Below are 25,430 nucleotides of genomic sequence, written 5' to 3' on the forward strand. Positions count from 1 at the left end.
CCACCGCGCCCCGCGCCGAGGCCCCGCCGTCGCGCCCTTCCTGGCGCTTCCTGCCCGCCCTGGTGCCGGTGCTCGCCGCCGCGACCCTCGTCGTCCTCGTGCGGCCGGGCGCGTCGTCCCAGGAGCAGGAGGCGCACGATCCCTGGGCGGGAACCGGAACCCCCCCGGGCGTCCTGGAGCCCACGCGCAGCAAGGGCCTGAGGCCCCGGCTCGACGTGCACCGCCAGGTCGCCACCCGCACCGAGCGCCTCACCGACGGCGCCCCCGCCCAGGCCGGTGACGTGGTGCAGCTGTCGTACACCGCCGCGGGCCATGCCCACGGCGTCATCCTCTCCGTGGATGGCCGGGGCGCCGTCACCCCGCACCTGACCGCCCCGGGCGACACGTCCGCGGCCCTGGAGCGCAGCGGTTCGCACCTGCTGCCCCGCGCCTATGAGCTGGATGACGCCCCCGGCTTCGAGCGCTTCTTCCTCGTCACCGCGGATGCTCCCTTCGAACTGGAGGGGGTGATGGCCGCCGCGCGCGTCCTCGCCGCCTCCCCCGACGCGCGCACCGCGCCGCTGACCCTGCCCCCGGGGCTGGACCAGACGTCCTTCCTGCTGGAGAAGTCCACCCCATGAGAGCGCTCGTCATCCTCCTGTTCGCGCTGGGCGCGGTGTCCTCCGCCCACGCCGCCGAAGTGCGCCGGCTGGCCCTCTTCGTGGGCGTCAACGACGGAGGCCCGGAGCGCGTGCGGCTGCGCTACGCGGAGACCGACGCGAAGGCCTTCGCGCTGGTGCTGTCGGAGCTGGGCGGCGTGCTGCCCCAGGACCGCGTGCTCCTCATGGACGTGGACCGCGCGGGCGTGCTCGCGGGCTTCGACCGGGTGCGCAAGCTGGCCGAAGGCGTCCGCGCCGCCGGAGCCCGCCGCGTGGAGGTGCTGCTGTACTACTCCGGCCACTCGGACGACGAAGGGCTGCTGCTCAAGGGCCAGCGCCTGGACTACGGCGAGCTGCGCCGTTCGCTGGAGGGGCTGCCCGCGGACGTGAGGATCGCGGTGCTGGATTCGTGCGCGTCCGGCGCGTTCGCGCGCAAGAAGGGCGGCGTCGCGCGGCCCGCGTTCCTGGTGGACTCCGGCATCCAGGTGAAGGGCCACGCCATCCTCACCTCGTCCAGCGCGAACGAGGCGTCGCAGGAGTCGGACCGGCTGGGCGGCTCGTTCTTCACGCACCACCTGCTGTCCGGCCTGCGCGGCGCCGCGGACGTCACCCACGACGGCCGCGTCACCCTCACGGAGGCCTACCAGTTCGCCTTCCACGAAACGCTCGCGCGCACGGAGCGCACGCAGGGCGGCGCGCAGCACCCCAACTACGACATCGAGCTGGCGGGCACGGGCGACCTGGTGATGACCGACCTGCGCGCCACCACCGCGGGCCTGGTCCTCACCGAGCCGCTGGAGGGCCGCCTGTACGTGCGCGACGCGGTGGGCACGCTGGTGGTGGAGGTGCAGAAGGTGTCCGGCCGCGCCACCGAGCTGGGCCTGGCCCCCGGCGCCTACCGCGCCCGGCGCGAGTTGGACGGCGGCGTGTCCGAGACGGCCTTCACGCTGAAGGAGGGCATGCGCACGCCGCTCGCCCCCGGCGACTTCCTGGGCGTGGGCCACGAGGCCACCGTGATGCGCGGCGGCGGCGGTGGCGCCACCGCGCCGCTGTCCCCGCAGGGCCGGACGCTGCTGCCGGTGAACCTGAGCCTCGTGCCCTCCATGAGCACCAACACGCTGCGGGCGGGCCGCGCGCAGGTGGAGAACCGCTTCGCGCTGGGCGTCGTCAACGGCGGCGCGGCGCTGGGCGGCGGGCTGGCGCTGGGTCTGGCGGGCAACGTGTACGACGCGGAGGTGTCCGGCCTGGCCATGGCGCTGGGCTTCAACACCTCCGGCCGGGAAGTAGACGGCGCGCAGCTGTCGCTCGTCGCCAACGTGGCGGGCGGCGCGGTGCGCGGCGCCCAGGCGACGCTGGGGCTCAACGTGGCCAACGGAGACGTGGACGGCGTGGGTCAGCTGGCCCTGGGCGCGAACGTGGCGCGCGGCTCGCTAGGCGGCATGCAGGCGGCGCTGGGCGCCAACGTCACCACGGCGGACGCCACCGGGGTGCAGCTGTCACTGGGTGTCAATCACGCGAACGGCACCCTGAAGGGTGTGCAGTTCGCGCTGGGCCACAACTCCGTGGCGAAGGCCGCGCGGGGCATCCAGGGGTCGGTGCTGCTCAACCGCGCCCCGTCCCTCACCGGCATGCAGCTGGGGTTGATCAATGTGGGCGGTGACGTGTCCGGCATGCAGCTGGGATTGATCAACATCGCGGACACGGTGCACGGCATGCAGCTGGGGCTCGTGAACGTCTCCGACGAGGTGCACGGCGTGCCGGTGGGCCTGGTCACCTACGAGAAGAAGGGCCAGCTGCACCTGGAGGTGTATGGCAGCGACGTGCAGCTCACCAACCTGGCGCTGAAGTTCGGCGGCAGGCACTTCTACACGACGCTGCTCGCGGGCATTGGCCCGGATGACCGCTTCCAGCGCTTCAGCCTGGGCCTGGGCCTGGGCGGGCACATCCCGCTGGGCTCGCGCTTCTGGGTGGACGTGGACGTCGCGGGCAGCCAGGTGCTGTCCACGCGCGACCCGTTCTCCGGCAGGTCCAACACCCTGCTGACGCAGGCGCGCGCCATGCTGGGCTTCCAGGTGATGCCGAAGCTGGCCGTGTTCGCCGGCCCCACCTACAACGCGGCGTTCACGTGGGGCGAGCCGGAGTTCACGAAGCTGACCACGCTGCCGGTGCGCACGCACACCCTTGACGCGGACACGCGCATGCAGCGTTGGCCCGGCTTCCAGGTGGGCGTGAGGCTCTGAGCCGGCCCTCATCCGATTTCACGCCCAGTGGGAAAACCGGACTCGGAGTGCTCCCGGAGATGTCAGACCGACCCGGTATGAATGTCCTTACGCGACGCCATCCGGGCGTCGTCGAAAGGGCTGCGCCAATAATGCATAAGTCACTGATTTCCCTCGGGCTTCTGGTTGGCATGACGGGGGTCGGCTGCGCGGGTCCCGACGAGGTCGAGGCGGTGGACTCCTCCGTGTCCGCGGACACGACCTCCCAGGTCACCCAAGGGGTGATCACCCAGGTCACCGGCACCAGCCCGGTCACCTTCGTCGCCACGTCAGGCAACGAGACGAAGCCCTACGACCAGTCCGCCACGTCGGTGGTGGCCTACACGCGGGATTCAACGACCGGGGCGTTCACGGCCTACCCGGGCACGGGCTCCGCGGACGGCACCATTTCCGTGCCGAACGTCCCCTCCGGCCGCATCTACCTGAAGCTGGGCTCGCGCTACCTGGTGAGCACCGGCCGCGCGTTCGACCTGGGCTCCACGGAGTGGGGCCGCGATGGCACCTTCGTCTCGCAGTCCACCCCCGTGACGGTGTCCGCCACCGGCCTGTCTCCCTGGCATCCGGGGGACTACCTGGAAGTGTATTCGTTGAACCCGGGCGCGTTCGGCTACATCAACACCGGCGTCACGGGGTTCCCCCTGGCGGGCGCCACGTCGCTCTCCGGGCTGAGCTTCAATTACGCCGACATGCTCAACCCGGTGCTGCTCGACAGTGGCCTCGGGGATGTGTTCTCGCTGGCTCAGATGCGGTGGCAGACGAGCGCGAATGGCGTGCCCTACCGCGCGATGCACAAGGTGCTCAACACGAGCGTGACGCTGGTGGAGGGCCAGCCCGCCACCGTCAGCGGAACCTTCACCCAGCCCGCCGCGACTGGCACCTTCGCGGTGGACTGGAGACGCTCGGCCTTCGAGGCCATGCGCACCCAGGTGAACCCGGGCGCGGTCAGCACGTACAACGAGATCTGGATGTCCGCCCGGCCGGCCGCGCTGAGCTCGGCGGTCGCGTCCATCAGCGGGCAGCCACTGCTCGTGAAGCTCAATCCTGACGCGCAGCGGACCGACCTCGTCACGGGGAGCATGACCTACAACAACCCGCTCCCGGCGGCGTGGCAGAAGGTGGCGCTCGCCGCCGCGGGCTTCACGAAGAGCTACGCGCTGGGAACCGCGACGCCCTACACCATGAGCGTGGACATCCGCGTGGACCAGGAGGCGAGCGCGTTCGCCGCCGCGCCCGTGCAGCCCCTCGTCGGGCCGGTGCAGGCGCCCCTGGTGAACACGCGCGGCGCGTTCCAGAACCTCACGGGCGTGGGGACTGACGCCTCGCTGCGCTGGTCGAAGCCGCTGGTCGGCACGGCCACGAACTACGTGGTGAACATCTACCGGCTGGGCACGAGCAACGGGTACACCACCGCGACGCGCGTGGCGGCGCTGCACACGGACCTCCAGAGCGTGTACCTGCCCCCGAACGTGCTGCAGGCGGGCCAGACGTACTTCGCGGAAATCCAGAGCTGGTACCAGCCCGGTTCGGACCTCGCGACGAGCCCGTTCAAGCGCTCGCTGCCTCGAGGCCGCGCCAGCGTGCTCACCGGCATGTTCAGCCCGTAGCCGCTGAAGTCCTGGGAGGGGAGGGAGCCCGCTCCCTCTCCTCCTCACAGGCCGCGTCGCTTCAGCGCGTCTGAGCGACAGCCGGGACCGGCTCAGGAAGCGGTCCCGGCGCGGAAGGCAGCTCAGCCGACGATGCGGGTGGCGCGCAGGACGATGGCGTCGCCGCCGGGGCCCGCCTTGAGCCGCTTGTCCAGCGAGCCCTCCACCTTGAGGCCGGGGCCGCCCTTGGCGGCGCGCTGCATGAGCTCGCCCAGCTTCGCGTCGTCCCCGCCGGTGACGGCGCTCAGGTCGATCTCATGGAGGGACTGGAGCTTCTTGTCCGGCGCGTCCGCGCTGAACAGGTCGTAGTGGTCGCAGGGCGGCGCGAAGCAGCGCTTCCCGTTGTCCTTGACGATGTAGACGGTGCTGGTGGTCATGGTGGCGTCTCCGGGTGAAGGGGTGGGGGCGGCCGTGCCGGGCTCGTTGGCGGCGCCCGCGGGGGCATCCACTTCGGTCCGCTTCAGGTCAGCGGGGGCCGCCGCGCCGGACTCGTCACTGGACGGCTGCGGGGTGGGGGACGACGGCGTGCTGCACGCCACCGGGCCGAGCATGAGAACGGCGGACAGGAGCAGGGAGCGGGCGTTCATGGCGACTCCGGAAGGAGGACTCAGGGTGCCCTCCTTCAACGCGGGAGGGGCACGGCCGGGTCCACTCTGCCCGGCCGCGTGCCCGCCCACCAGGGTGGCGCGGGCCTTTTCCTCCATGTCCCACCTGGACACCCGGACAGTCCGGAACCGGGCGGATCATGCCCATAAAGGGGTGCCAAGACGGTGGAAGGGGCTATCCGTTCGTTGTACACCCGCGCCCCAAGAGATCGGCCTCCGGGGCCGTGACCTGTAAGGACGCCCACGATGGAATTCCGCATCGCCGCCGACGAGCTGAAGAAGGCCCTCTACCGCGCCCAGGGCATCGTGGAGCGCAAGACGACGATGCCCATCCTCGCCAACGTGCTGCTCACGGCGAACAAGGGCAGCATCACGGTCACGGCCTTCGACCTGGACATCGGCATCGTGTCCGAGCACCCCGCGGACGTGTCCAAGCCGGGCGCCGTCACGCTGAGCGCGAAGTACGTCTTCGACATCGTGCAGAACCTCCCGGACGCGGAGGTCACGCTCAAGAAGCTGGCGAACAACTACGTCGACATCTCCTCCGGCTCCGCGCACTTCAAGATCGTCGGCATGGCCGCCGAGGAGTACCCGAAGCTGCCCAAGGAGGAGAACGCGCCGCTGGTGCAGATCTCCGGCAACGTCCTCCTGGAGATGATCAAGAAGACCCAGTTCGCCATCTCCAGCGACGAGACGCGCTACATCCTCAACGGCGTCTTCTTCGAGCCGCAGCAGAGCGGCAAGGTCCGCATGGTGGCCACGGACGGCCACCGGCTGTCGCTCATCGAGCGCGAGATGTCCGGCGACTTCAAGCTCAAGAGCGGCGTCATCATCCCGCGCAAGGGCCTGATGGAGCTCAAGCGCCTGCTGGACGAAGCCCCGGACGCCGAGTGCCACCTGGGGTTCGCGGAGAACTCGGCGCTGTTCAAGAAGCCGGGCCTCACCATGGTGATGCGCCTCATCGACGGGCAGTTCCCGGAGTACCAGCGCGTCATCCCCAAGGAGGGCGAGAAGGTCGTCCTCGTCCCGAAGGTGCGCCTGCTGGAAGGCCTCAAGCGCATTGCCCTGTTGTCCGCGGACAAGAGCAACGCCATCCGGATTGGTCTGGAGAAGGGCAAGCTGCTCATCACCGCCAGCAACCCGGACCTGGGTGAAGCGCGCGACGCGCTGGACGTGGACTACCAGGGCAACGACATCACCATCGGCTTCAACGCCCGCTACCTCATGGACGTGCTGGGCGTGACGGAGACGGACGAGGTCAGCTTCGAGCTGGGCGACGAGCACAGCCCGGGCGTGCTGCACGGCCCCGGCGACCGCAGCTTCACCGCCGTGGTCATGCCCATGCGCGTTTGAGCAGGGCTGCCGTCCACCTTCCCACGCCGGTCTCCGGGCACCGTTCCACGTTCGACGCTCCGCGCCATGGGGAGGCCTGCGCCCGGGGCGGCGGCTCCTTATGATGGGACCGTGGCCACCCGTCCGGATGATCTGAAAGCGCGGCTGGAGGACCGAGCGGACCTCCTGGAGGCCACGCGCCTGCGCTACCGCGCGCTCAAGGGTGTGCTGGAGTCCTTCTTCTGGAGGGACCGGATCCGCAACCACTTCGAGCTGCTGCGGGAAGTGTCCGCGGCCCAGCCGGAGGTGGACGCGACGCTGGCCGCGCTGCGACGCCGCGTGGAGGCGGAGGGCTGGCCGCGTGACGCGGCGCCCGTCCGGTTGATGCACGAGGTGGAGCGTCTGCTCGACGCGGTGGAGCGCGCGGCGGAGCGGCGGCTGTCCTCGGTGTCGGAGGATGAAGCGGAGGACCTGCCCGACACGCTGGGGGCGCGGCTGTTGCGCCTGGAGACGGAGGTGCTGGACGCGGCGCCATTCCTGGGCGGGCGCGTCTGGGCGCAGGCGGTGGAGCTGTTGCCGCGCAACCTGCCGGAGCTGCGCGCCGCGTGCGCCGCGGGCGAGGTGTTCGAGCGCGTGTTCAAGCGCCCCGTGACGGAAGGGGCGCAGGCGTTCTCCGATGACGAGGCGCGGGAGCTGGCCCGGGCGCTGCCGCTGGGGGCCGCCGCGCTGGTGGCGCTGTGGGAGCGGCTGGAGCGCTACGACAGCCGGGGGCGGGTGAAGGACTTCCTCCAGCGGCGCATGCGCCGGGCGCCCACGCGGGTGGCGCGCAGCGGACCGGAGCTGCTGTTGCACGCGGCCTTCTGGCACGACGTGGCGCGTGTGCGCGTGCGCGCGGTGCTGGAGGCGGAGCTGGCCCCGGTGGTGCCGCGCGAGCCGGAGCTGCCCGCGCTGTTGTCCTGGCGGGCCGCGCTGTCGGAGGACCCGGCGCTGCGGCTGTCCGCGCGGAGCGTCCTCACGGAAGGGCGCGCGGGGCTGGTGGAGACGGCGGCGGCGCTGGCGGCCCTGTCGCGCGAGCGGCCCCGGGGCGCGTGGAGTGAAGAGGTCGCGTGGGCGCGGCTGGAGCAGGCCGCGCAGCGGGCGCGCACGGAGGAGGGGCCGGAGGCGGAGGCCCTGCGGGACGCCCTGCGCCTCTTCGTGATGTTGAGGGGGCAGGCGCGCACGCCCGCGCGGCTGTTCTCGCCGGAGCACGCGAGGCCCGCTGGGGGCGACGTGGCGCGAAACCGGGACCTGGTGGCGCTGGTGCAGGCGGCGCGTCACGCGGCGCTGCGGCAGGACGGCTGAAGACAGACACCGGTTTGGGGTGGGTGGAAGGCTTCTGTTAGGTTGGGTGGGCCGTCTCCTTTTCCGGTTGTCACCCCGCCCATGACCCAGCCTGTTCCTCCGCCTGCCTCCGACGAGGCATCGCTGCAGTTCGACCGCGCCGAGTTCACCGAAGCCCCCTCGGCGACGAAGTGCTCCTTCTGTGAGCGCGCCATCCAGAGCGTCTACTTCGAGGCGAACCAGCGCCTGCTGTGCCCCGATTGCCGCGAGGGGGTGGAGGCGGCGATGACGGGCGGTTCGAAGTCGAAGCGCTTCGTGACGGCGTCGGTGTTTGGCTTTGGCGCGGCCATCGCGGGGGCGCTGGTGTATTGGGTGGTGAGCCTGACGGGCTACAACATCGGCCTCATCGCCATCCTGGTGGGGTGGATGGTGGGCACGGCGGTGTTCAAGGGCTCGGAGTCGCGCGGCGGTTGGGTCTACCAGGCGCTCGCGGTGGGGCTGACGTACTTCGCGGTGGCGGGCTCGCTGGCGCCGGATGTCTACAAGGAGCTCACCACGCAGCCGCCGGCTGAATTCGCGGAGGGCACTCCGGGGGAAGAAGCGGCGGCGCCATCCCAGGCGGGCAACGTGATCCTCGCGGGAGTCATCTCCGTGGCGGCGCCGGTGATTGTCGGAATCAACAGCCCCATCTCCGGGCTCATCTACGGCTTCGCGCTGTTCGAGGCGTGGCGCCGCACGAAGCGGACGGAGCTGAACATCGCGGGGCCGTTCAAGCTGCAGGAGGCATCCGCGGAAACGGAGGCGGCGCCCTCGGAGCAGGAGCGGTCCGTTGGCTGAAGCGCTCGCGGTTTCGCTCCTCACGCAGCGCTGTGAGGGGTGTGGTTCGGAGCTCGCGCCCCGGCTGCTCACCTGTCCGTCGTGCCGGAAGCTGGTGCACGGCAAGCGGCTGACGCAGCTGGCGGCGGACGCGCAGTCGGCGGTGGAGCGGGGTGCGCCGCTGGAGGCGCTGGCGCTGTGGCGCGAGGCCCTGGACCTGCTGCCGCCGGGCTCGGCGCAGCACGCGCAGGTGACGGCGCGGGTGACGGCGCTGAGTCAGCAGGCGGACGCGCAGGGCCTGGCGGTGCCGCTGGCGGAGGCGGAGCGCAAGCGGTCCGGCATGCCGAAGCTGCTGGCCAGCATGGGCGCGGTGGGCCTGATGCTGTGGAAGTTCAAGTTCGTGCTGGCGCTGCTCCTGGGCAAGGGGAAGCTGCTGCTGCTGGGGCTCACGAACGCGACCACGCTGTTCTCCATGCTGTTCGCGATGAGCGTGTACTGGTCTCTGTGGGGCTGGAGCTTCGCGGTGGGGCTGGTGGCGTGCATCTACGTGCACGAGATGGGGCACGTGGCGTCGCTGCGCCGGCTGGGGATGAAGGCGGACGCGCCCATGTTCATCCCGGGCCTGGGCGCGTTCGTGCGCCTGAAGCAGGTGCCGGTGGATGAGCGCGAGGACGCGCGCGTGGGCTTGGCGGGGCCCATCTGGGGCAGTGCCGCGGCGGTGGTGGTGTTTGTCGCGGCGGTGCTGACGGGATGGAAGGCGCTGGGCGCCATCGCGCACGCGGCGGCCTGGCTGAACCTATTCAACCTGGTACCGGTGTGGCAGCTGGACGGGTCGCGAGGGTTCCGGGCGCTGGCGCGCAAGCAGCGGTGGCTGGCGGTGGCGGTGCTGGGCGCGACGTGGTTCCTCACGGGAGAGAACCTGTTCCTGCTCATCGGAGCGGTGGCGGCGTTCCGCGCCCTGCTCACGCCCGCGTCTGAGAAGGGCGACCTGCGCACGCTGGTGGAGTACAGCGCGCTGGTGGTGGGACTGGGAGCCCTGGGCTGGGCCGCGCAGCACTGGACGGGGGCCGCGGCGGGGCTGTGAGGCGCGTAGCCCCGTGCGCAGTCCTCATGTTGCTCACGGCCTGCGCTGGCGGAGGCTCACGGCGCTCCGCGCACGGTGATCTGCGCTTCGTGGACACGGAGACCGCCGCGAAGCTGCGGCATGCGGCCTGGGTCGCCGAGCAGGGCGCCGCTCCCGCCACGGCCTCCGTTCTGGTCCAGGCCGCCCCGGTCATCCTCGGCTTGATGCAACAGGGTCACAGCGCGGATGAACTGGAGGAGCGCCTCGCGGAATGCGCCGCCCAGGCCGAGCGTCAGGGCAACGCACGTTTCTTCGATGGCCGTCCTCCGACGCGACAGGAGTGCCGCGAGGTGGTGGCGCGCGACCGCTGCGGCAACCCCATCACCCGGGCCATGCAACTGGGAAAGCAGAAGCACGTCTTGGTCCTCCAGTGCACGGAGGAAGTGCTCAAGGAGCTATGGGCCGCGCCCTACAGCATCGAGCAGCGCTATCGCTACTATCCGAATGCCCGGCTCGTGGAGACGATCAGCCGGGAGAAGGAAGCGCGGATGCTCGCCGAGGGTTGCACCGATGAGCTTCGGGGCACGATCAAGCCGGACCTCGTCCTCCATGCGGACCGCGACCTGCTCAAATCCGCGCTCACCTTGGACTTCAAGTTCCCCTGCCCTGAGGACAACAGGCCTCAGTGGACCGAGTATGGAGAGAGCAGTCCCTACGTCGGAAGAACGCAAGAGCAGGTCTATGAGGAGGCGCTCGGTGGTGACGCCTTGCTTGTTTCTCCTCGCCATGGAGTGGTGCCTCCGCCATGAGCGCGAACTTCCCCGTTCTTCGTCGTCATGACAGGGCTGGTACGGTCGTGGCCCGCGACGGTGTCGTGGTCTCGTTCTTCATGCCTCATGACCACAAGCTCGTGGCCCAGGTGTGCTGGCGGGCCCTGCAGACCTATCTTCGAGCTACGCCACCCCAATCACTGAGCTGGTACGGCGCGGCCGATGGGGACGTCCTTGAGCTGGATGCGGACGGATGGGAAGTCATTCGCAAGCGGATGGTGGATCAGCTCTCCCGCCTGGCCTGGCACGTTAGATTGTTCGACCTGCCTGGAGGAACCGGAGGGTACCAGTTCGAGTACCACAGTTGGCGGATCCAACGCCCGCTCTGCGCTGGGTCCAGCACCACGGTGTCCTTCACGTTCCCGACCGAATTCCTCCTGGAGCAGGGGCCCCAGCGGATGCGTGCCCTGGTGTTGGAGCTGGCTCGGGAACTGCCCTTCCATTTCGGCTACGCGAGCTTCGCCCTTGTCCCTCAAGATGGCTCCTGGGGCGTTGGGAAGTGGCAGGTCCTGGATGAATACTTCGCTCGCTACCTAGGTGTGGACCTGTCCTCGATCGCCAGGATCGGTTCCGTCATCGGAACCCACGCCCTGGGCGCGCACTGGCTCACCTTCCTGGGCCCACCGCTGCTGGACCGGCTCGGTGGCACCGAAGCGCTGCGGCAGGCACTGCCGTTCCCGGAGGTCTCCCTCCTCCCCATGGAACAGGAGCGCCTGCTACTGACCCTGAGCGAATGGCCGGACGCCTTCGACATCGAGAAGACAGCCATTCCGCCCCAGTACCGCGCCCTGGCCTGCTTGCTGAAACCCTTCATGTACGAGCCAGAAGCGGACGACGGGATCGGGAACTACCTGGACCGCTGGCGGCGACGGCTCTGTCCGTAGCCCTCCAGCCGAGGAAGCACCCCACATCCTGGCCCTGTCAGGGGATGCATGTAGTACGAAGCACTCCCCCTTCACGGTGACGCTGTGCGCCTCCTCTCGCTCCAGGTCCAGGACTTCCGCAACCTCCCGACGGTGCAGCTCGCACCCAGCCCTCACGCGACCATCGCCGTGGGCCAGAACGGGCAGGGGAAGACCAACCTCCTGGAGGCGCTCTACTTCCTCGCCACCCTCAAGCCCCTGCGCGCCGGGCGCCTCTCGGAGCTCGTCCGCTGGGGCTCCTCCGCCGCCCGTGTCACCGGCCGCTTCCTCCTCAAGGGGGCGGAGCGCGAAATCTCCGTCGAGGTCGGCGGCGGCACCCGCCAGGCCCTCGTGGACGGCAAGAAGGCCTCCAGCCTGGAGGACTACTTCGGCGGGGTCTCCGTCGTCGCCTTCACCCCGGATGACCTGGAGGTCATCAAGGGCGGCCCCGACGCGCGCCGCGCCTTCCTCGACCGCGCCGTGTTCAACCGCTTCCCCGCCTTCCTCAAGGAAAGCCGCGAGTACGCCCGCGCCCTCAAGAACCGCAACCGCCTGCTCCGCGACGGCGCCTCCGTCGACGCCGCGTACCTCGACGCGTACGACGAGACCCTCGCCCGCGCGGGCGCTCGCCTCTATGCCCGCCGCCGCTCGCTGATGGCCGAGCTCGCGCCCCGCGCCCAGGCCACCTTCGCGTCCATCGGCCGCACCGCCGACCCCGCCGTCTACGGCTACCACCCCGCGCACCTGGGCGCCGACTTCGCCCACGCCGACGAGGCCGCGCTCGCCTCCGCCCTGCGCGAGGCCCTGGCCGCGCGCCTGCGACGCGACCTGGACCGCGGCTTCACCTCCGTGGGCCCGCACGTGGACGATGTCTCCGTGACGCTGGGCGGCCGCAGCGCTCGCGCCTACGCGAGCCAGGGGCAGCAGCGCGCCCTGGTGCTGGGCTGGAAGATCGCGGAGATTGAAAACCTGGAGGCCTCCATGGGCTTCCTCCCCCTGCTGCTGCTGGATGACGTCTCCAGCGAGCTGGACCCCGAGCGCAATGCCTATCTCATGGGCTACCTCGCCCGGAGCGGCGCGCAGGTCTTCCTCACCACCACCGACGCGGGGCTCGTGCGAGCCGCCGCCGCCAGTGACACCCTCTGGCTCACCGTCCACGCGGGACAGGTGGCCACCGAAGCGCCGTCACAACCCTAGTGCACCCGCCGCCGCTGCCAGGGCCAGTGCACCGGCCCCCGGCGCGCGTGGCGGTGGGGCAATTCCTGCCGCGTCACGTGCCCGAAGTACTCGAAGCGGAACTCCGCCCAGAGCAGCCCGAATGCCACCGCGAACAGGAACACCGCCAGCGTCAGCCACCACACGGTGCCTGTCGCCAGCGCGGCGATGAACAACACCCCCAGCGCCGCGGAGGCCCCCAGCGACACGTCCCGCAGGCGCTTCGACTCGCTGAACGCCATTCCCATCGCCAGCACGGAAATGGCCAACAGCGGCCACGCCAGCCAGTACGCCGTGCGCGCGTACAGATTGGCAATCGATAGCAGGAACAACCCGAATCCAAATATGGCCAGTCCGCCGTCCATCGAATCCTCCTCGTGAGAATCCCCCGGCTCCCGTCTGAACATGGGATCTCCTCATGCCACCGGACACCTGACCTCCCTCTTCCGTCCGGAGCCCTCTCGGGGTGCCGGGCCCTCGTCCGGCGCGCGTCCGTGAGTCGACGTTCGCTCCGACGAAGTTCTTGCGGACCCGCCGAGCGTGCACCATGACGTGCACGCCGTCCCACCGGGCCCCTCCGGGACGAACGAAATGGTGCCATGCCGCGCTTGTTGCTGACGCTCGTGCTGTCCGGCCTCCTCGCGGGGTGCCACCGCGCGACGTTCGAGGACTCGGTGCTCCAGAAGTCCGACGTGAAGTACCGCGTCGGACCGCTGTCCAACTCCGTCTGGGAGCGCCGCGGCTTCGACGACAACGACCTGGCCTTCGTGGAGCGCGGTGACACCGGGCGCGTCATCGCCACCAACTCCACCTGCAAGGACCACGACGACCCGTCCCTCCAGGTCCTCACGAAGCACCTGCTCATGGGCTTCACGGAGCGCCAGGACCTGGGCCAGCGCAGCTTCACCCTGGACGGCCGTGAGGCCCTGCGGAGCCGCTACGTCGCGAAGCTCGACGGCGTGCCCATCTCGCTGGAGCTGGTGGTCCTCAAGAAGGACAACTGCGTCTTCGACTTCAGCTACGTCGCCCCCGTGGGCACCGCCGATGCGCGCATGGCGGACTTCGAAAGCCTCTTCCAGGGCTTCAGCGCGGAGCGCCAGCGATGATGCCCGGAGCGCGCATCGCGGGGCACGGCCCCAGCCTCAAGGAGCGCCTGAAGGAGCGCATGGAGTCCCTGGGCGCCCTGTCCGTCATGACGGGCCAGGTGTTCAGCCGTGCCGTGCGCCCGCCGTATGACTGGGCCAGCCTCGTCTTCCACACCGAGTCGCTGGGCGTGCGCTCGCTGCCCATCGCGCTGCTCACCGCGACGTTCGCGGGGCTCGTCATCTCCTTGCAGTTCGGCTACTTCCTCGCCCGCTTCGGCGTGCAGTACACCGTGGGCCGCGTCGTCATCCTCACGCTGTTCCGCGAGCTGGCGCCCGTGCTCACCGCCCTCACCGTGGGCGCGCGCATCGGGTCCGGCATCGCCGCGGAGCTGGGCTCCATGACCGTGACGGAGCAGGTGGACGCCATCCGCGCGCTGGGCGCGGATCCGTTGCGCAAGCTGGTGGTGCCGCGCGTGTTCGCGTGCCTCATCGTCATGCCGGTGCTCACCGTGTTCTCGGACGTGGTGGGCCTGGTGGGCGGCGCGCTGGTGGTGAAGTCCCAGTACGGCATCTCCCTGGACCAGTTCTTCCAGGGGGCGCTGGACGCGGTGCTGATGGGTGACTTCGTCTCCGGCGTCATCAAGGGCGCCGTGTTCGGGCTCATCATCGGCCTGGTGGGTTGCTTCAAGGGGCTGGCGGTGGAGGGCGGCACGGAAGGCGTGGGCCGCGCCACCACGCAGACGGTGGCCATCACCTCCGTCACCGTGTGCCTCGCGGACTTCTTCATCACGAAAATCACGCTCTACTTCTGAAGCCGCCCGCACCATGCGCAAGGCCCGCTCCGCTCACGCCGACCCCGCAGTCCCTTTCGCGTTCCGCAAGCCCACGCCGGGCGAGGAGCTCATCCGCTTCGACGGACTCATCAAGCAGTTCGGTGCCAAGCGCATCTACGACGGCGTGGACCTGGACGTGCGCGCCGGGGAGACGCTCGTCGTGCTGGGCGGCTCCGGCGTGGGCAAGAGCGTGCTGCTCAAGTGCCTCATCGGCCTGATGCACCCGGACGGCGGCAGCGTCCTCTTCGAAGGCTACGACGTCGCGAAGTTCTCCGAGGAGCAGTTCCTGGAGGTGCGCAAGCACGTGGCCATGGTGTTCCAGGGCGCGGCGCTGTTCGACTCGCTCAGCGTGGCGGAGAACGTGGCGTATCCGCTGCGTGAGCACTTCAAGAAGATGACGCGCGCGGAAATCAACAAGCGCGTGGCGGAGAAGCTGGAGCTGGTGGACCTGCCCAACACGGAGAAGCTGATGCCGTCGGACCTGTCCGGCGGCATGCGCAAGCGCGTGGGCCTGGCGCGCGCCATCGCCACGGACCCGGAGGTCATCCTCTGGGACGAGCCCACGACGGGCCTGGACCCCGTCACCACGCAGACCATCAACGAGTTGATTGATTCGATGAAGCAGCGCCTGGGCGCGACCTCCATTGTCGTCACGCACGACATGGTGAGCGCCTTCGTGCTGGCCGACCGGATGGCCATGCTGGCCAACCGCAAAATCGTCCAGGTGGGCACCCCGGAGGAGATGCGCCGCTCCCAGGTGCCGGAGGTGCGCGCCTTCATCGACGCGCGCCGCCTGGAGCTGAACCCCCGGGGAACACCATGAGTCTCTTCACCTCGACCTCGAAGGAAAAGCGCCTGGCCGTGCGCGCGGGCCTCTTCGTCGCCGTCGGCCTCGCGGTGGCCGGCGTCGTCGTCTTCTTCATCGGCCGCGAGTCCAACCTCTTCCAGCGCCAGGTCATCTTCCACGCCTACTTCACGAGCGTGGACGGCCTGAGCGACCAGTCCCCCGTGTGGATTGGCGGCCTGAAGGTGGGCCGCGTGAACAGCGTGTCCTTCTCCCCGGACCTGAAGGACAGCCGCCTGCAGGTGGAGTTCCAGGTGGCCAGCGCCTACGCCAACCGCGTGCGCGCGGACTCCGTCGCCAAGCTCACCAGCATGGGCGTGCTGGGCGACAAGGCGGTGGACATCTCCCTGGGCAGCGCGGACCAGCCCGCCGTGGAGCCCGGCGGCGTCGTCCAGTCCAGCAGCGGCGGGGACCTGTCCAAGCTGATGTCCAGCGCCGGCCGCGTGATGGAGAACTCGGTCGAAATCAGCGAGTCCCTCAAGCAGGCCGTGAAGGTCTACACGAACCCGGAGCTGTCCAAGGACCTGGCCAGGAGCGTCGCGTCGCTGCGCTCCATCATGGAGGAGGTGGAGAAGGGCAACGGCGCCCTGCACGCCCTCATCTACGACCCGCGCACGGGCCAGGAGGTGAACACGCTCTTGGCCAACGCGTCCGGCGCCGCGAAGCGCATGGACGGAGCCCTGGGCCACGTGGAGGCCATCCTGGGCGAGGTGCGCCGCGGGGATGGCACCGCGCACGCGCTCATCTACGGCCAGGACGGCGCGGTGGCCATGCGCGAACTGGGCGAGGCCGCCAGCCAGCTCGCGGGCCTGCTGGAGGACGCGAAGAAGAGCCCCAACGGCGCCGTGCACCAGCTGGTCTACGGCGACGCGAAGGGCATGTTCGCGGACCTGGGCAGCGCCGCCGCGGACATCAAGACCATCACCGCCACCGTGGCCAAGGGCGACGGCACCCTGGGCGCGCTCGTCAACGACCCCACCGTCTATGACGACCTGCGCGAGGTGCTGGGCAACGTGAAGCGCAACCGCATCCTCCGCGCGCTGGTGCGCTTCTCCGTGAGCAACAATGAGTCCCTGGACCAGGTGGGAGCCCCGCAGACAGCGCCCACGCCGCTCACGCCCGCCGCCGAACCCGCGGCCCCCGCGCAACCCGCCGCCGCGCCCGCCACGCCTTCCTCAACGCCCTGAGCCGTCCGGCCGCGTCAGGGATTGACCGGATGCGACATCGTGAGACCAGCAAATGCTTCACAGATTTCAGAGACCGCCTGTGTATTGACTCTGGAGTCACTGAAGCCGTATTCCCGTCTCCCCTACTTTTCTAGGAGTTGGGAACAATGCTTCGTTTCGTCGCGCAGCGCAGTGGCCGTGTCGCGGTGGTCCTTGGCACCCTGATGTCCCTCGCGGGCTGTAACAGCAACGCTCCGGCCCCCGAGGAGCAGACTCCCGCTCCCGCGGAGGAGACCACCAACACGCAGGCCATTCCGCACCGTGGCTGTGCGACCATCGAGCCGTCCGCCGACGAGAAGCTGGAGATCGAAGCGGCGATCGCGGGCCATGTGTCGGCCAAGCGCGCGGTGGGCTCCGTGAACGTGCCCGTGTACTTCCACGTCATCCGCAAGGGGACGGGCGTGGCCAACGGCGACGTTCCGGACTCGCAGATCACCGCGCAGATGAACGTGCTGAACGCGGCGTACGCCAACACCCCGTTCAAGTTCACGCTGGCCGGCACGGACCGCACGACCAACGCGACCTGGTTCGCCCTGGCGCAGGGCAGCACCAACGAGAAGAACATGAAGAACACCCTGCGCAAGGGTGGCAAGGAGTCGCTGAACATCTACACCGCGAACCTGTCCGGCGGCCTGCTGGGCTGGGCGACCTTCCCCTCCAGCTACACCAGCCAGCCGAAGATGGACGGCGTGGTCATGCTGTACAGCAGCGTCCCCGGCGGCACCGCGTCCCCCTACAACCTGGGTGACACCGGCACGCACGAGGTCGGTCACTGGGTGGGCCTGTACCACACGTTCCAGGGCGGCTGCTCCGCCTCGGGTGACTCCGTCAGCGACACGCCTCCGGAGGCCTCGCCCGCGTACGGCTGCCCCGCTGGCCGTGACACCTGCTCCGGTGGCGGCGCGGACCCCATCTACAACTTCATGGACTACACCGACGACAGCTGCATGAACCAGTTCACCGCCGGCCAGAGCGCCCGCGCGGACAGCCTCACCGCGACGTACCGCTAAAATCACGCCGGCCCGTGGCCGATGTGCCGACGCCGGGGTCCCCGTTCAGGGGGCTCCGGCGTTTTCCATTTTCTGGGATGAAACACTGACAGGCCGTCTCCCGGCCCTGTGACGCTTGGTCTGTCTTTGGTGTTTTACCGAGAGTGGAACTTTTGCGCGTGCGTTGACTTGCGCTGTTTCATCCCTGTATCAACGTTTCACCCATTTTCTGAGGAGCTGGGAAACAATGCTTCGTTTCGTCGCGCAGCGCAGTGGCCGTGTCGCGGTGGTCCTTGGCACGCTGATGTCTCTGGCGGGTTGCAGCAGCAACGTCCCGGCTTCCGAGGAGCAGGCCCCGACGGAGGAGACCGCCGCCCAGGCGATTCCGCACCGCGGTTGCGCCACCATCGAGCCGTCGGCCGATGAGAAGCTGGAGATTGAAGCGGCGCTGGCGGCCCGTGGCGTGCACGCGAAGCGCGCGGTGGGCTCCGTGAACGTGCCCGTGTACTTCCACGTCATCAACAGCGGCACGAGCATCGCCAGCGGCAACATCCCGGACTCGCAGATCACCTCGCAGATGAACGTGCTGAACGCGGCGTACGCCAACACCCCGTTCAAGTTCACGCTGGCCGGCACGGACCGCACCACGAACAGCCAGTGGTTCGCGCTGGGTTCGGGCTCCTCGGCGGAGAAGAAGATGAAGGCCGCGCTGCGCAAGGGCGGCCCGGAGTCGCTGAACATCTACACCGCCAACCTCAAGGGCGGCCTGCTGGGCTGGGCGACCTTCCCCTCCAGCTACACCAGCCAGCCGAAGATGGACGGCGTGGTCATGCTCTTCAGCAGCGTCCCCGGCGGCACGGCGTCCCCCTACAACGAGGGCGACACGGCGACCCACGAGGTCGGCCACTGGCTGGGCCTGTACCACACGTTCCAGGGCGGCTGCGCCAACCCGGGTGACTCCGTCAGCGACACGCCTCCGGAGGCCTCGCCCGCGTACGGCTGCCCCGCCAACCGCGACACCTGCGCCGGCGGCGGCGCGGACCCCATCTACAACTTCATGGACTACACCGACGACAACTGCATGAACCAGTTCACCGCCGGTCAGGTCACGCGCGCGGACAGCCTCACCGCGACGTACCGCTAGTCAGCGCCTTCGCTTCCTGAAGCACCCGACGCCGGAGTCCCTTCTGCACGGGGGCTCCGGCGTCTTCCTTTTCCTGCGTGGACAAGCCGGGCCCGCGCTGGCCACAGTGGGGGACCGCCCTCCGCTCTTTCGGAGGGGGCTTCCAGAGGGAGTGGCGCCGTGCGAGACCTGTTGATGATTCCCGGGCCGGTGGACGTGGACGCGGACGTGTTGCAGGCGCTGTCGGCGCCGGTGCCCGGGCACCTGGACCCGGGCTTCATCGCCACCTTCGGCCGGGCCCTGAAGCGCCTGCGCGAGGTGTCGCTCGCCCCCGGCGCGCAGCCCTTCGTCGTCTCCGGCAGCGGCACGCTGGCCATGGAGCTCGCCGTGGCCAACCTCATCGAGCCCGGCGACCGCGCGCTGGTGGTGAACACCGGCTACTTCAGCGACCGCATGGCCCACATCCTGGAGCGCCACGGCGCGAAGGTGACGCACGTGCGCGCGGAGGCCGTGGGCGGTGCCCCGGACGTGGCGCGGGTGGAGGCGGAGCTGCGCGGCGGCGGCTTCAAGCTGATGACCGTCACCCACGTGGACACCTCCACCGCGGTGCTCGCGCCCGTGGAGCCGCTGGTGAAGGCCGCGCGCGAACACGGCGTCCTGGCCGTGGTGGACGGCGTGTGCGCCACCGCCGGAGAGGCCTTCCACCAGGACGCGTGGGGCGCGGACGTGTACCTCACCGCCAGCCAGAAGGCGGTGGGCGTGCCCCCGGGCCTGGCGCTGCTCACGGTGAGCCCCCGCGCGCTGGCCGCGTGGAGGGCGCGCAAGGCCCCCGTCGCCAGCGTGTACGCGGACTGGGCGGAGTGGCTGCCGGTGATGGAGGCCTACGAGTCCGGCAAGCCCGCCTACTTCGCCACCCCGCCCACCTCCCTGGTGTGCGCGCTGGACGTGAGCCTGGGACAGATTCTCGCGGAGGGCATGGAGGCCCGCTTCGAGCGCCACCGCCGCATGGCCCGCGCCTTCCGCGCCGCCTGGAGCGCGCTGGGGCTGCGCCCCGTCCCCACCTCGGAAGCCGTGGCCGCCAACACCCTGAGCGCCGTGTACTACCCGGACGGCGTGGACGCGTCGCTCGTGGGCCGCGTGAAGGCGCAGGGGGTGGCCATCGCCGGCGGCCTCCACCCGGAAATCAAGACGCGCTACTTCCGCGTGGGCCACATGAACCGCGTCAGCGCCGGGGACGTGCTCGTCACCGTGGGCGCCATCGAGCGCGCCCTCCATGCCGCCGGCCACCGCGCCGCCGCCGCTGGAACCGCCGTCGCCGCCGCCCAGGCCGCCCTCGCTGGATAGCGGCGGGGTGAGGGCCCTGACCCCCATTTGTTTCTCAGGCCACAAGAAATCTCGTCCGGGCTCCCATTAGATTTGTGTAAGCTGGTGGATAATGGCAGGTACTTCCTGGCTTACGGGGATTTCTTGCCGTTCTGGCGGAATTATGTGATTGGGCTGCACGGTGTGAGCGGGGCGTGGGCCCCGGCACCTGTGAGGGGGAAGGGCTGCGCTGGCGCAACGGGACCCGTGGAACGGGTGGGCCGATGCCAGCGCCTGATGTGGGAGGTCGGTATGGATCGCGGACCGGTGGAAGGTTCGTCGAGGGCGGCGGGCAGGGCGGATGAGAGCGCGGCGTGGCACCTGACGGAGCGGTGCCTGGCCGCGACCCCGGAAGACGGCGCCCGGGGGATGTTCTTCCAGGGCGTGGTGGGGGTGGTGAACTTCCTCCAGGGCGAGGCGGCCGGGGCGAGGTGCCTGGCGGCGTCCGGCCTGCAGGAGCTGAACACCGCGGAGCTGTACCCGGTGACGCGCTTCCTGGAGATGTCCGCCGAGGCGACGCGGCTCTTGCGTCCCCAGCTGGGGGATTGGGCCCAGTCGCTGCGCTACATCGGGACGCAGGCCACGGTGGACTTCCTGTCCTCCATGTTCGGCCGGGACCTGATGCAGGCGGCCGGCCGCAACCCCCGGAAGATGCTGCATCACATGATCGAGAACTACCGCGTCGCGGTGAGCTACGGCGAGCGCAGCGTGCTCTGGACGGGGGACAACAGCGCCCGCTTCGTGATGCGCCGGGACTTCATGCCCGCGCCCTACCACGAGGGGGTGCTCCAGGCCGCCCTGGAGGCGGTGGGAGCCCAGGACGTCCAGGTGCACGGGCGTCAGCTGTCCCTGCTGGACACCGAATACGACGTTTCCTGGTAGTCCGGGGGACCCCACCCGCTGCGTGGGGTGTTGTCGCGGGACGTTCACCAGCCACCGCTCGGCGCTGAACGTCCGACATTTCTCCCGCTGGCGTGACAGGCAAGGCCACTAGCATGGGGAAGAGGCCCACACCCCATGGGAGGCGTCACGCGAATGGAGACAGGCGGGGCCCGGGTATGACGCCCTTCCGGCTGTTGCTGGTGGAGGACAGCGTCAATGACGCGGCGCTGGTGACAGCGGAGCTGGAGGGGGCGGGCTACCGGCCCACGACGCGGCGCGTGGACACGCTGGAGGCGCTGCGCGACGCACTGGGCACCGGGGACTGGGACCTGGTGCTGTGTGACTACCGGCTGCCGGGCTTCACCGCGCTGGACGTGCTCTCGCTCCTGCATGCGCGGGGGCGGGACGTGCCGCTCATCGTCCTGTCCAGCCAGCTGAGCGAGGAGCAGGCCGTCACGCTGATGAAGGCGGGCGCGCGCGACTGCTTCTCCAAGGACCGGATGGCCCGGCTGGGCCCGGCGGTGGCGCGCGAGCTGGAGGAGACGCGCGTGCGGCGCGAGCGCGAGCGGGCGGAGGTGGACCGCGACATCCTGGCCCGGGCCAGCGAGCTGCTCACCGCGTCCCTGGAGCAGGCGGCGCGGTTGGACCAGCTGGTGCAGCTGATGGTCCCCCGGGTGGCGGACTGGTGCGCCTTCTTCCTCCAGGACCCGGACCAGGGCGGCCTGCGGCTGGTGGCGCTGGCGCACCCGGACGCCACGCGGCGCGCCCATGCCTGGAAGCTGGACCAGCGCTTCCCGCTGGACCCCCAGGCCGCCGCGGGCCCCTCGCACGTGCTGCGCACCGGCCAGCCGGAGTTCATCCCGGACGTGCGCAAGCGCCCGGAGCCCATCACGAAGGACGCGGCGCACCAGCGCGCCATCGAAGGGCTGGGGCTGCGCTCGGTGGTGAACGTGCCCCTGCCTGGCAGCGAAGGCCGGCTGGGCGTGCTGTCCATGGGCACGCTGGGCGAGCGCACCCTGGCGCCGGTGGACCTGTCGCTGGCGCAGGAGCTGGCGCGCCGGACGGGGCTGGTGCTGGAGAACGCCCGGCTCTTCCAGGAGGCGCGTGAAGCCGTGCGCCTGCGCGACGAGTTCCTCACCGTGGCCGCGCACGAACTGCGCACGCCGCTCACCACGCTGCGGCTGCAGCTGGGCACGCTGTTGCAGCGCACGGAGGTGCACCACCTGGAGCCGGAGGTCGTCACGCGCCTGGAGCGAAGCGTGCGCCAGGTGCGCCGGCTGGGCACGCTGGTGGAGGGCCTGCTGGACGTGTCACAGCTGTCCAGCGGTGAGCTGTCGCTGATGCCCGAGCGCTTCGACCTGGAGGAGCTGGTCTCCGAAGTGCTGGAGCGCTACCAGGCGGAGGCCCGCGCGGCCGGGTGTGAGCTGCGTCAGTCCCCCCGCCGCGGTCTCTGGGGGACGTGGGACCGGCTTCGGGTGGACCAGGCGGTGGCGGCGTTGATATCCAACGCGCTCAAGTTCGGTCCGGGACGGCCGGTGGAGGTGGACGTGGGGCGGGAGGGCGGCTTCGCGCGCATCCAGGTGCGCGACCGGGGCATCGGCGTGCCCGTGGACCAGGTGGAGCGCATCTTCGAGCGCTTTGGCCGCGCCGTCAGTTCGCATTCGTATGGAGGCCTGGGCCTGGGGCTGTACCTCGCCCGCCGCGCGGCGGAAGCGCACGGCGGACGGGCCTGGGCGGAGCCTGCCGCGGGAGAGGGCGCGCGCTTCACGCTGGAGCTGCCGCTGGAGAAGGAGACGCGCGAGTGAGCCGGCCGCTGTTGGTGGTGGATGACGACACGGACCTGCGGGAGGCGCTGGAGGAGGTCCTGCGCGACGCGGGCTACACCGTGCTGGGGGCGGGCAACGGCCTGCAGGCGCTGGAGGTGCTCCGCAAGGAGTCGGTCCCGCCGGCCCTGGTGCTGCTGGACATGATGATGCCGGTGATGGACGGCGCGACGTTCGGCCGCCAGATGCGCCAGGTGGAAGCGTGGCGGGACATCCCCGTGCTCGTCTTCTCCGCCTCCGCCAACGCCCGCCAGGTCGCGGAGGAGATGGGCGCCTGCAGCTACCTGCGCAAGCCGGTGGACGTGGAGACGCTGCTCAAGGCCGTGGCGGCCCACAAGGTGCCCGAAGTCGCCTGACCGCCGCCGGGCTGCCTGCCCACGCGTGCGTTGACGCTTCGCGCAGGGTCTTGGTAAGTGCATCCTTAACACTTTTCAAGCGAGGCCTGTCAGATGAACCCCCACATGCTCGCCCAGCTCCTGGTCCAGCTCATCGTCATCATCGGAGTGTCGCGGCTGATTGGCCGGGGCGCACGCTGGCTGGGGCAGCCCCTGGTCATCGCGGAGGTGGTGGCGGGCATCGCGCTGGGCCCGTCGCTGCTGGGCTGGCTGGCGCCGGACGCGATGCACTGGCTGTTCCCGCCGGAGTCCATGCCGTTCCTGAAGATGCTGGCCGAGGTCGGGCTGGTGCTCTTCATGTTCCTCATTGGCCTGGAGCTGGACCCGAAGCTCTTGAAGGGGCGGGGCCACGCGTCGGTGGCCATCAGCCACTCGAGCATCGTCGTCCCGTTCGCCCTGGGCGCGGCGGCGGGCGCGCTGTGGCTGTACAAGTCGCTGTCCAGCCCGGACGTGCCGTTCTCCTCGTTCGTGCTGTTCATGGGCGTGTCCATGAGCATCACGGCCTTCCCGGTGCTGGCGCGCATCCTCACCGAGCGCGGGCTGATGCAGTCGAAGCTGGGCGCCATCGCCATCGCGTGCGCGGCGGTGGATGACGTGACGGCGTGGTGCATCCTGGCGTTCGTGGTGTCGCTGGTGCGCGCGTCGGACCTGGCGCACGCGGGGCTCACCACGCTGTTCGCGCTGCTCTACATCGGCTTCATGTTGCTGCTGGTGAAGCCGTTCCTCGCCCGGCTGGGCGCGCGCGTGGCCAACCGCGAGGGCCTCACGCAGAACGTGGTGGCCATCACGCTCATCCTCCTGCTCGCGTCCGCGTGGACCACCGAATACATCGGCATCCACTCGCTCTTTGGCGCCTTCATGTTCGGCGCGGTGATTCCCAAGGAGGGCGGGCTGGCGGCGGCGCTGGCGGAGAAGCTGGAGGACGTGGCGGTCGTACTGCTGCTGCCCGTGTTCTTCGCCTTCAGCGGCCTGCGCACGCAGATGGGCCTGCTGGACACCCCGGAGGCGTGGCTCACGTGCGGCGTCATCATCGTCCTCGCGTGCCTGGGCAAGTTCGGCGGCAGCGCGGTGGCCGCGCGCCTCACGGGCCTGCGGTGGAAGGAGGCGGGCGCCATCGGCGTCCTGATGAACACGCGCGGCCTGATGGAGCTCATCGTGCTCAACCTGGGCCTGGACCTGGGCGTCATCTCGCCCACGCTCTTCACGATGATGGTCATCATGGCCCTGGTCACGACCTTCATGACCACGCCGCTCCTGCGCCTGCTGTATTCGCCGGAGGACCTGGCGCGCGAACGGCTGGTGCAGACGCCGGAGGCGCCGCTGCCCCCGTCCGCGTACACGGTGCTGCTGTGCGTGTCTCACGGGCAGGCCGGCCCGGGCATGGCGGTGCTGTCGCGCGCGCTGGCGGGCGAGCGCAACGAGGCGAACCTCTACGCCCTGCACCTCTTGTCCCCGGAGCGCTCGCTCAAGGCCCGCGCGGACGAGGCGCTGGACCCGTCCGCGGCGTCCGGCGGCGCGCTGGCGCCCCTGGTGGGACGCGCGGAGAAGCTGGGGCTGTCCCTGCGCACGCTGTCGTTCGTGTCGTCGGAGCCCGCGCGGGACATCTGCCGCACGGCGCAGGCGAAGCGCGCGGACCTGGTGCTGCTGGGCTGGCACAAGCCGCTGTTCAGCCAGACGGTGCTGGGCGGAACGGTGCATGAAGTGATGCAGGAGGCGGGCGGCACGGTGGCGGTGCTGGTGGACCGGGGCCTGTCGCAGGTGCGCCGGGTGCTGGTGCCCTTCGTGGGCAGCCGGCATGACCGGGCGGCGCTGGGCCTGGCGCGGCGGCTGGTGAAGCAGGCCGGCGCGGAGGTGACGGTGCTGCACGTGACGTCCCCCGAAGGCGCGGGCGCGGGCCGGGCGCAGGTGGAGGAGCTGTTCCCCGCGGACGAGGGCGCCGCCGTGAAGCTCAAGGTGGTGCGCCACGCGTCGCCGGAAGAGGCAGCGCTGGAAGAGGCGAAGGCGGGTTACGACCTCGTGGTGGTGGGCCTGGGGGCCGAATGGGGTCTGGAAGACCGGTTGTTCGGCGTGCAGCGCGAGCGCATCGTTCGCGACGCGCCCGGCTCGCTGCTGCTCGTGCGTCACCCGGAGGGGGCGACGGTGCTGGCCCAGACGCCGGAGGGAGCCCGGACCCAGGGCTCGTCCCCGGAGACGACGCCGTCCGTCGGCGCGCGGAGCTGAGCGCC

Annotated in this window: 23 protein-coding genes; 21 read left to right on the forward strand and 2 right to left on the reverse strand. The window is 70.3% G+C overall.

Features of this window, described 5'->3' with window-relative positions:
* The 3 genes from D7W81_RS15975 to D7W81_RS15985 form a co-directional block, all read left to right on the forward strand.
* On the forward strand, nucleotides 1-620 hold a 620-nt coding region (locus tag D7W81_RS15975; RefSeq protein ID WP_120556240.1), incomplete at its 5' end, for an ActD-like protein.
* Complete coding sequence (locus D7W81_RS15980) at nucleotides 617-2,878, forward strand: caspase family protein (RefSeq protein WP_120556241.1); 2,262 nt, start codon at nucleotides 617-619, stop codon at nucleotides 2,876-2,878. The genes D7W81_RS15975 and D7W81_RS15980, both read left to right, overlap by 4 nt.
* Nucleotides 2,879-3,009: 131 nt before the next feature.
* Entirely contained in the window at nucleotides 3,010-4,521 is a 1,512-nt protein-coding gene (locus tag D7W81_RS15985) for an ABC transporter substrate-binding protein (RefSeq protein ID WP_120556242.1), read from the forward strand.
* Nucleotides 4,522-4,643: 122 nt separating this feature from the next.
* Here the strand turns inward: D7W81_RS15985 and D7W81_RS15990 are convergent, their stop codons facing one another.
* Nucleotides 4,644-5,147, reverse strand: a complete 504-nt coding sequence (locus D7W81_RS15990) for a DUF6748 domain-containing protein (protein WP_120556243.1) — start codon at nucleotides 5,145-5,147, stop codon at nucleotides 4,644-4,646.
* A 264-nt stretch (nucleotides 5,148-5,411) separates the two neighbouring features.
* Between D7W81_RS15990 and dnaN the strand changes: the two genes are divergently transcribed.
* From dnaN to recF, 7 genes are all read left to right on the forward strand, one after another.
* On the forward strand, nucleotides 5,412-6,518 hold the full coding sequence (dnaN, locus tag D7W81_RS15995; protein ID WP_014400581.1) for a DNA polymerase III subunit beta: 1,107 nt from the start codon (nucleotides 5,412-5,414) through the stop codon (nucleotides 6,516-6,518).
* A gap of 111 nt (nucleotides 6,519-6,629) precedes the next feature.
* Nucleotides 6,630-7,838, forward strand: a complete 1,209-nt coding sequence (locus D7W81_RS16000) for an ATP-binding protein (protein WP_244227236.1) — start codon at nucleotides 6,630-6,632, stop codon at nucleotides 7,836-7,838.
* A gap of 81 nt (nucleotides 7,839-7,919) precedes the next feature.
* Complete coding sequence (locus tag D7W81_RS16005) at nucleotides 7,920-8,654, forward strand: hypothetical protein (RefSeq protein ID WP_120556245.1); 735 nt, start codon at nucleotides 7,920-7,922, stop codon at nucleotides 8,652-8,654.
* Entirely contained in the window at nucleotides 8,647-9,717 is a 1,071-nt protein-coding gene (locus tag D7W81_RS16010) for a site-2 protease family protein (protein WP_120556246.1), read from the forward strand. Before D7W81_RS16005 ends, D7W81_RS16010 begins: the two co-directional genes overlap by 8 nt.
* Nucleotides 9,718-9,806: 89 nt before the next feature.
* Nucleotides 9,807-10,505, forward strand: coding sequence for a hypothetical protein (locus tag D7W81_RS16015; protein ID WP_244227237.1), 699 nt, complete (start codon nucleotides 9,807-9,809; stop codon nucleotides 10,503-10,505).
* Nucleotides 10,502-11,410 carry a type VI immunity family protein gene (locus tag D7W81_RS16020; RefSeq protein WP_120556248.1) on the forward strand — a complete coding sequence of 303 codons (909 nt, stop codon included), beginning with the start codon at nucleotides 10,502-10,504 and terminating at the stop codon, nucleotides 11,408-11,410. Before D7W81_RS16015 ends, D7W81_RS16020 begins: the two co-directional genes overlap by 4 nt.
* An 84-nt stretch (nucleotides 11,411-11,494) precedes the next feature.
* Nucleotides 11,495-12,625 carry a DNA replication/repair protein RecF gene (gene recF / locus D7W81_RS16025; protein ID WP_120556249.1) on the forward strand — a complete coding sequence of 377 codons (1,131 nt, stop codon included), beginning with the start codon at nucleotides 11,495-11,497 and terminating at the stop codon, nucleotides 12,623-12,625.
* Here recF and D7W81_RS16030 read toward each other — a convergent pair.
* A complete protein-coding gene (locus D7W81_RS16030) occupies nucleotides 12,622-13,008 on the reverse strand; it encodes a hypothetical protein (protein ID WP_120556266.1) in 387 nt (128 codons plus the stop codon). The two genes, recF and D7W81_RS16030, sit on opposite strands and share 4 nt — an antisense overlap.
* A gap of 234 nt (nucleotides 13,009-13,242) precedes the next feature.
* Between D7W81_RS16030 and D7W81_RS16035 the strand changes: the two genes are divergently transcribed.
* From D7W81_RS16035 to D7W81_RS16085, 11 genes are all read left to right on the forward strand, one after another.
* The gene (locus D7W81_RS16035; protein WP_120556250.1) at nucleotides 13,243-13,749 is read left to right on the forward strand and encodes a hypothetical protein; all 507 of its coding nucleotides are present in this window, start codon (nucleotides 13,243-13,245) and stop codon (nucleotides 13,747-13,749) included.
* The gene (locus D7W81_RS16040) at nucleotides 13,746-14,540 is read left to right on the forward strand and encodes an MlaE family ABC transporter permease (protein ID WP_120556251.1); all 795 of its coding nucleotides are present in this window, start codon (nucleotides 13,746-13,748) and stop codon (nucleotides 14,538-14,540) included. The genes D7W81_RS16035 and D7W81_RS16040 overlap by 4 nt, the downstream gene beginning before the upstream one ends.
* Before the next feature lie 13 nt (nucleotides 14,541-14,553).
* Complete coding sequence (locus D7W81_RS16045) at nucleotides 14,554-15,384, forward strand: ABC transporter ATP-binding protein (RefSeq protein ID WP_120556252.1); 831 nt, start codon at nucleotides 14,554-14,556, stop codon at nucleotides 15,382-15,384.
* The gene (locus D7W81_RS16050) at nucleotides 15,381-16,592 is read left to right on the forward strand and encodes an MlaD family protein (RefSeq protein WP_120556253.1); all 1,212 of its coding nucleotides are present in this window, start codon (nucleotides 15,381-15,383) and stop codon (nucleotides 16,590-16,592) included. The genes D7W81_RS16045 and D7W81_RS16050 overlap by 4 nt, the downstream gene beginning before the upstream one ends.
* A 146-nt stretch (nucleotides 16,593-16,738) precedes the next feature.
* Entirely contained in the window at nucleotides 16,739-17,641 is a 903-nt protein-coding gene (locus D7W81_RS16055; RefSeq protein ID WP_120556254.1) for a zinc metalloprotease, read from the forward strand.
* Nucleotides 17,642-17,867: 226 nt separating this feature from the next.
* The gene (locus D7W81_RS16060; protein WP_120556255.1) at nucleotides 17,868-18,764 is read left to right on the forward strand and encodes a zinc metalloprotease; all 897 of its coding nucleotides are present in this window, start codon (nucleotides 17,868-17,870) and stop codon (nucleotides 18,762-18,764) included.
* Between the two features lie 159 nt (nucleotides 18,765-18,923).
* Nucleotides 18,924-20,087, forward strand: a complete 1,164-nt coding sequence (locus D7W81_RS16065) for a pyridoxal-phosphate-dependent aminotransferase family protein (RefSeq protein ID WP_120556256.1) — start codon at nucleotides 18,924-18,926, stop codon at nucleotides 20,085-20,087.
* 270 nt (nucleotides 20,088-20,357) lie between these two features.
* Nucleotides 20,358-20,987 carry a TIGR02265 family protein gene (locus D7W81_RS16070; RefSeq protein WP_120556257.1) on the forward strand — a complete coding sequence of 210 codons (630 nt, stop codon included), beginning with the start codon at nucleotides 20,358-20,360 and terminating at the stop codon, nucleotides 20,985-20,987.
* 176 nt (nucleotides 20,988-21,163) lie between these two features.
* Entirely contained in the window at nucleotides 21,164-22,792 is a 1,629-nt protein-coding gene (locus tag D7W81_RS16075) for a sensor histidine kinase (protein WP_120556258.1), read from the forward strand.
* Nucleotides 22,789-23,166: a response regulator gene (locus D7W81_RS16080; protein ID WP_120556259.1), complete on the forward strand. Its 378-nt coding sequence runs from the start codon at nucleotides 22,789-22,791 to the stop codon at nucleotides 23,164-23,166. Before D7W81_RS16075 ends, D7W81_RS16080 begins: the two co-directional genes overlap by 4 nt.
* 93 nt (nucleotides 23,167-23,259) lie before the next feature.
* Nucleotides 23,260-25,425 (forward strand): cation:proton antiporter domain-containing protein, encoded by a 2,166-nt coding sequence (locus D7W81_RS16085; RefSeq protein WP_120556260.1) that lies wholly within the window; start codon nucleotides 23,260-23,262, stop codon nucleotides 25,423-25,425.
* Nucleotides 25,426-25,430: the final 5 nt, after the last annotated feature.

It is taken from the genome of Corallococcus aberystwythensis (assembly GCF_003612165.1).
Lineage (GTDB): Bacteria > Myxococcota > Myxococcia > Myxococcales > Myxococcaceae > Corallococcus > Corallococcus aberystwythensis.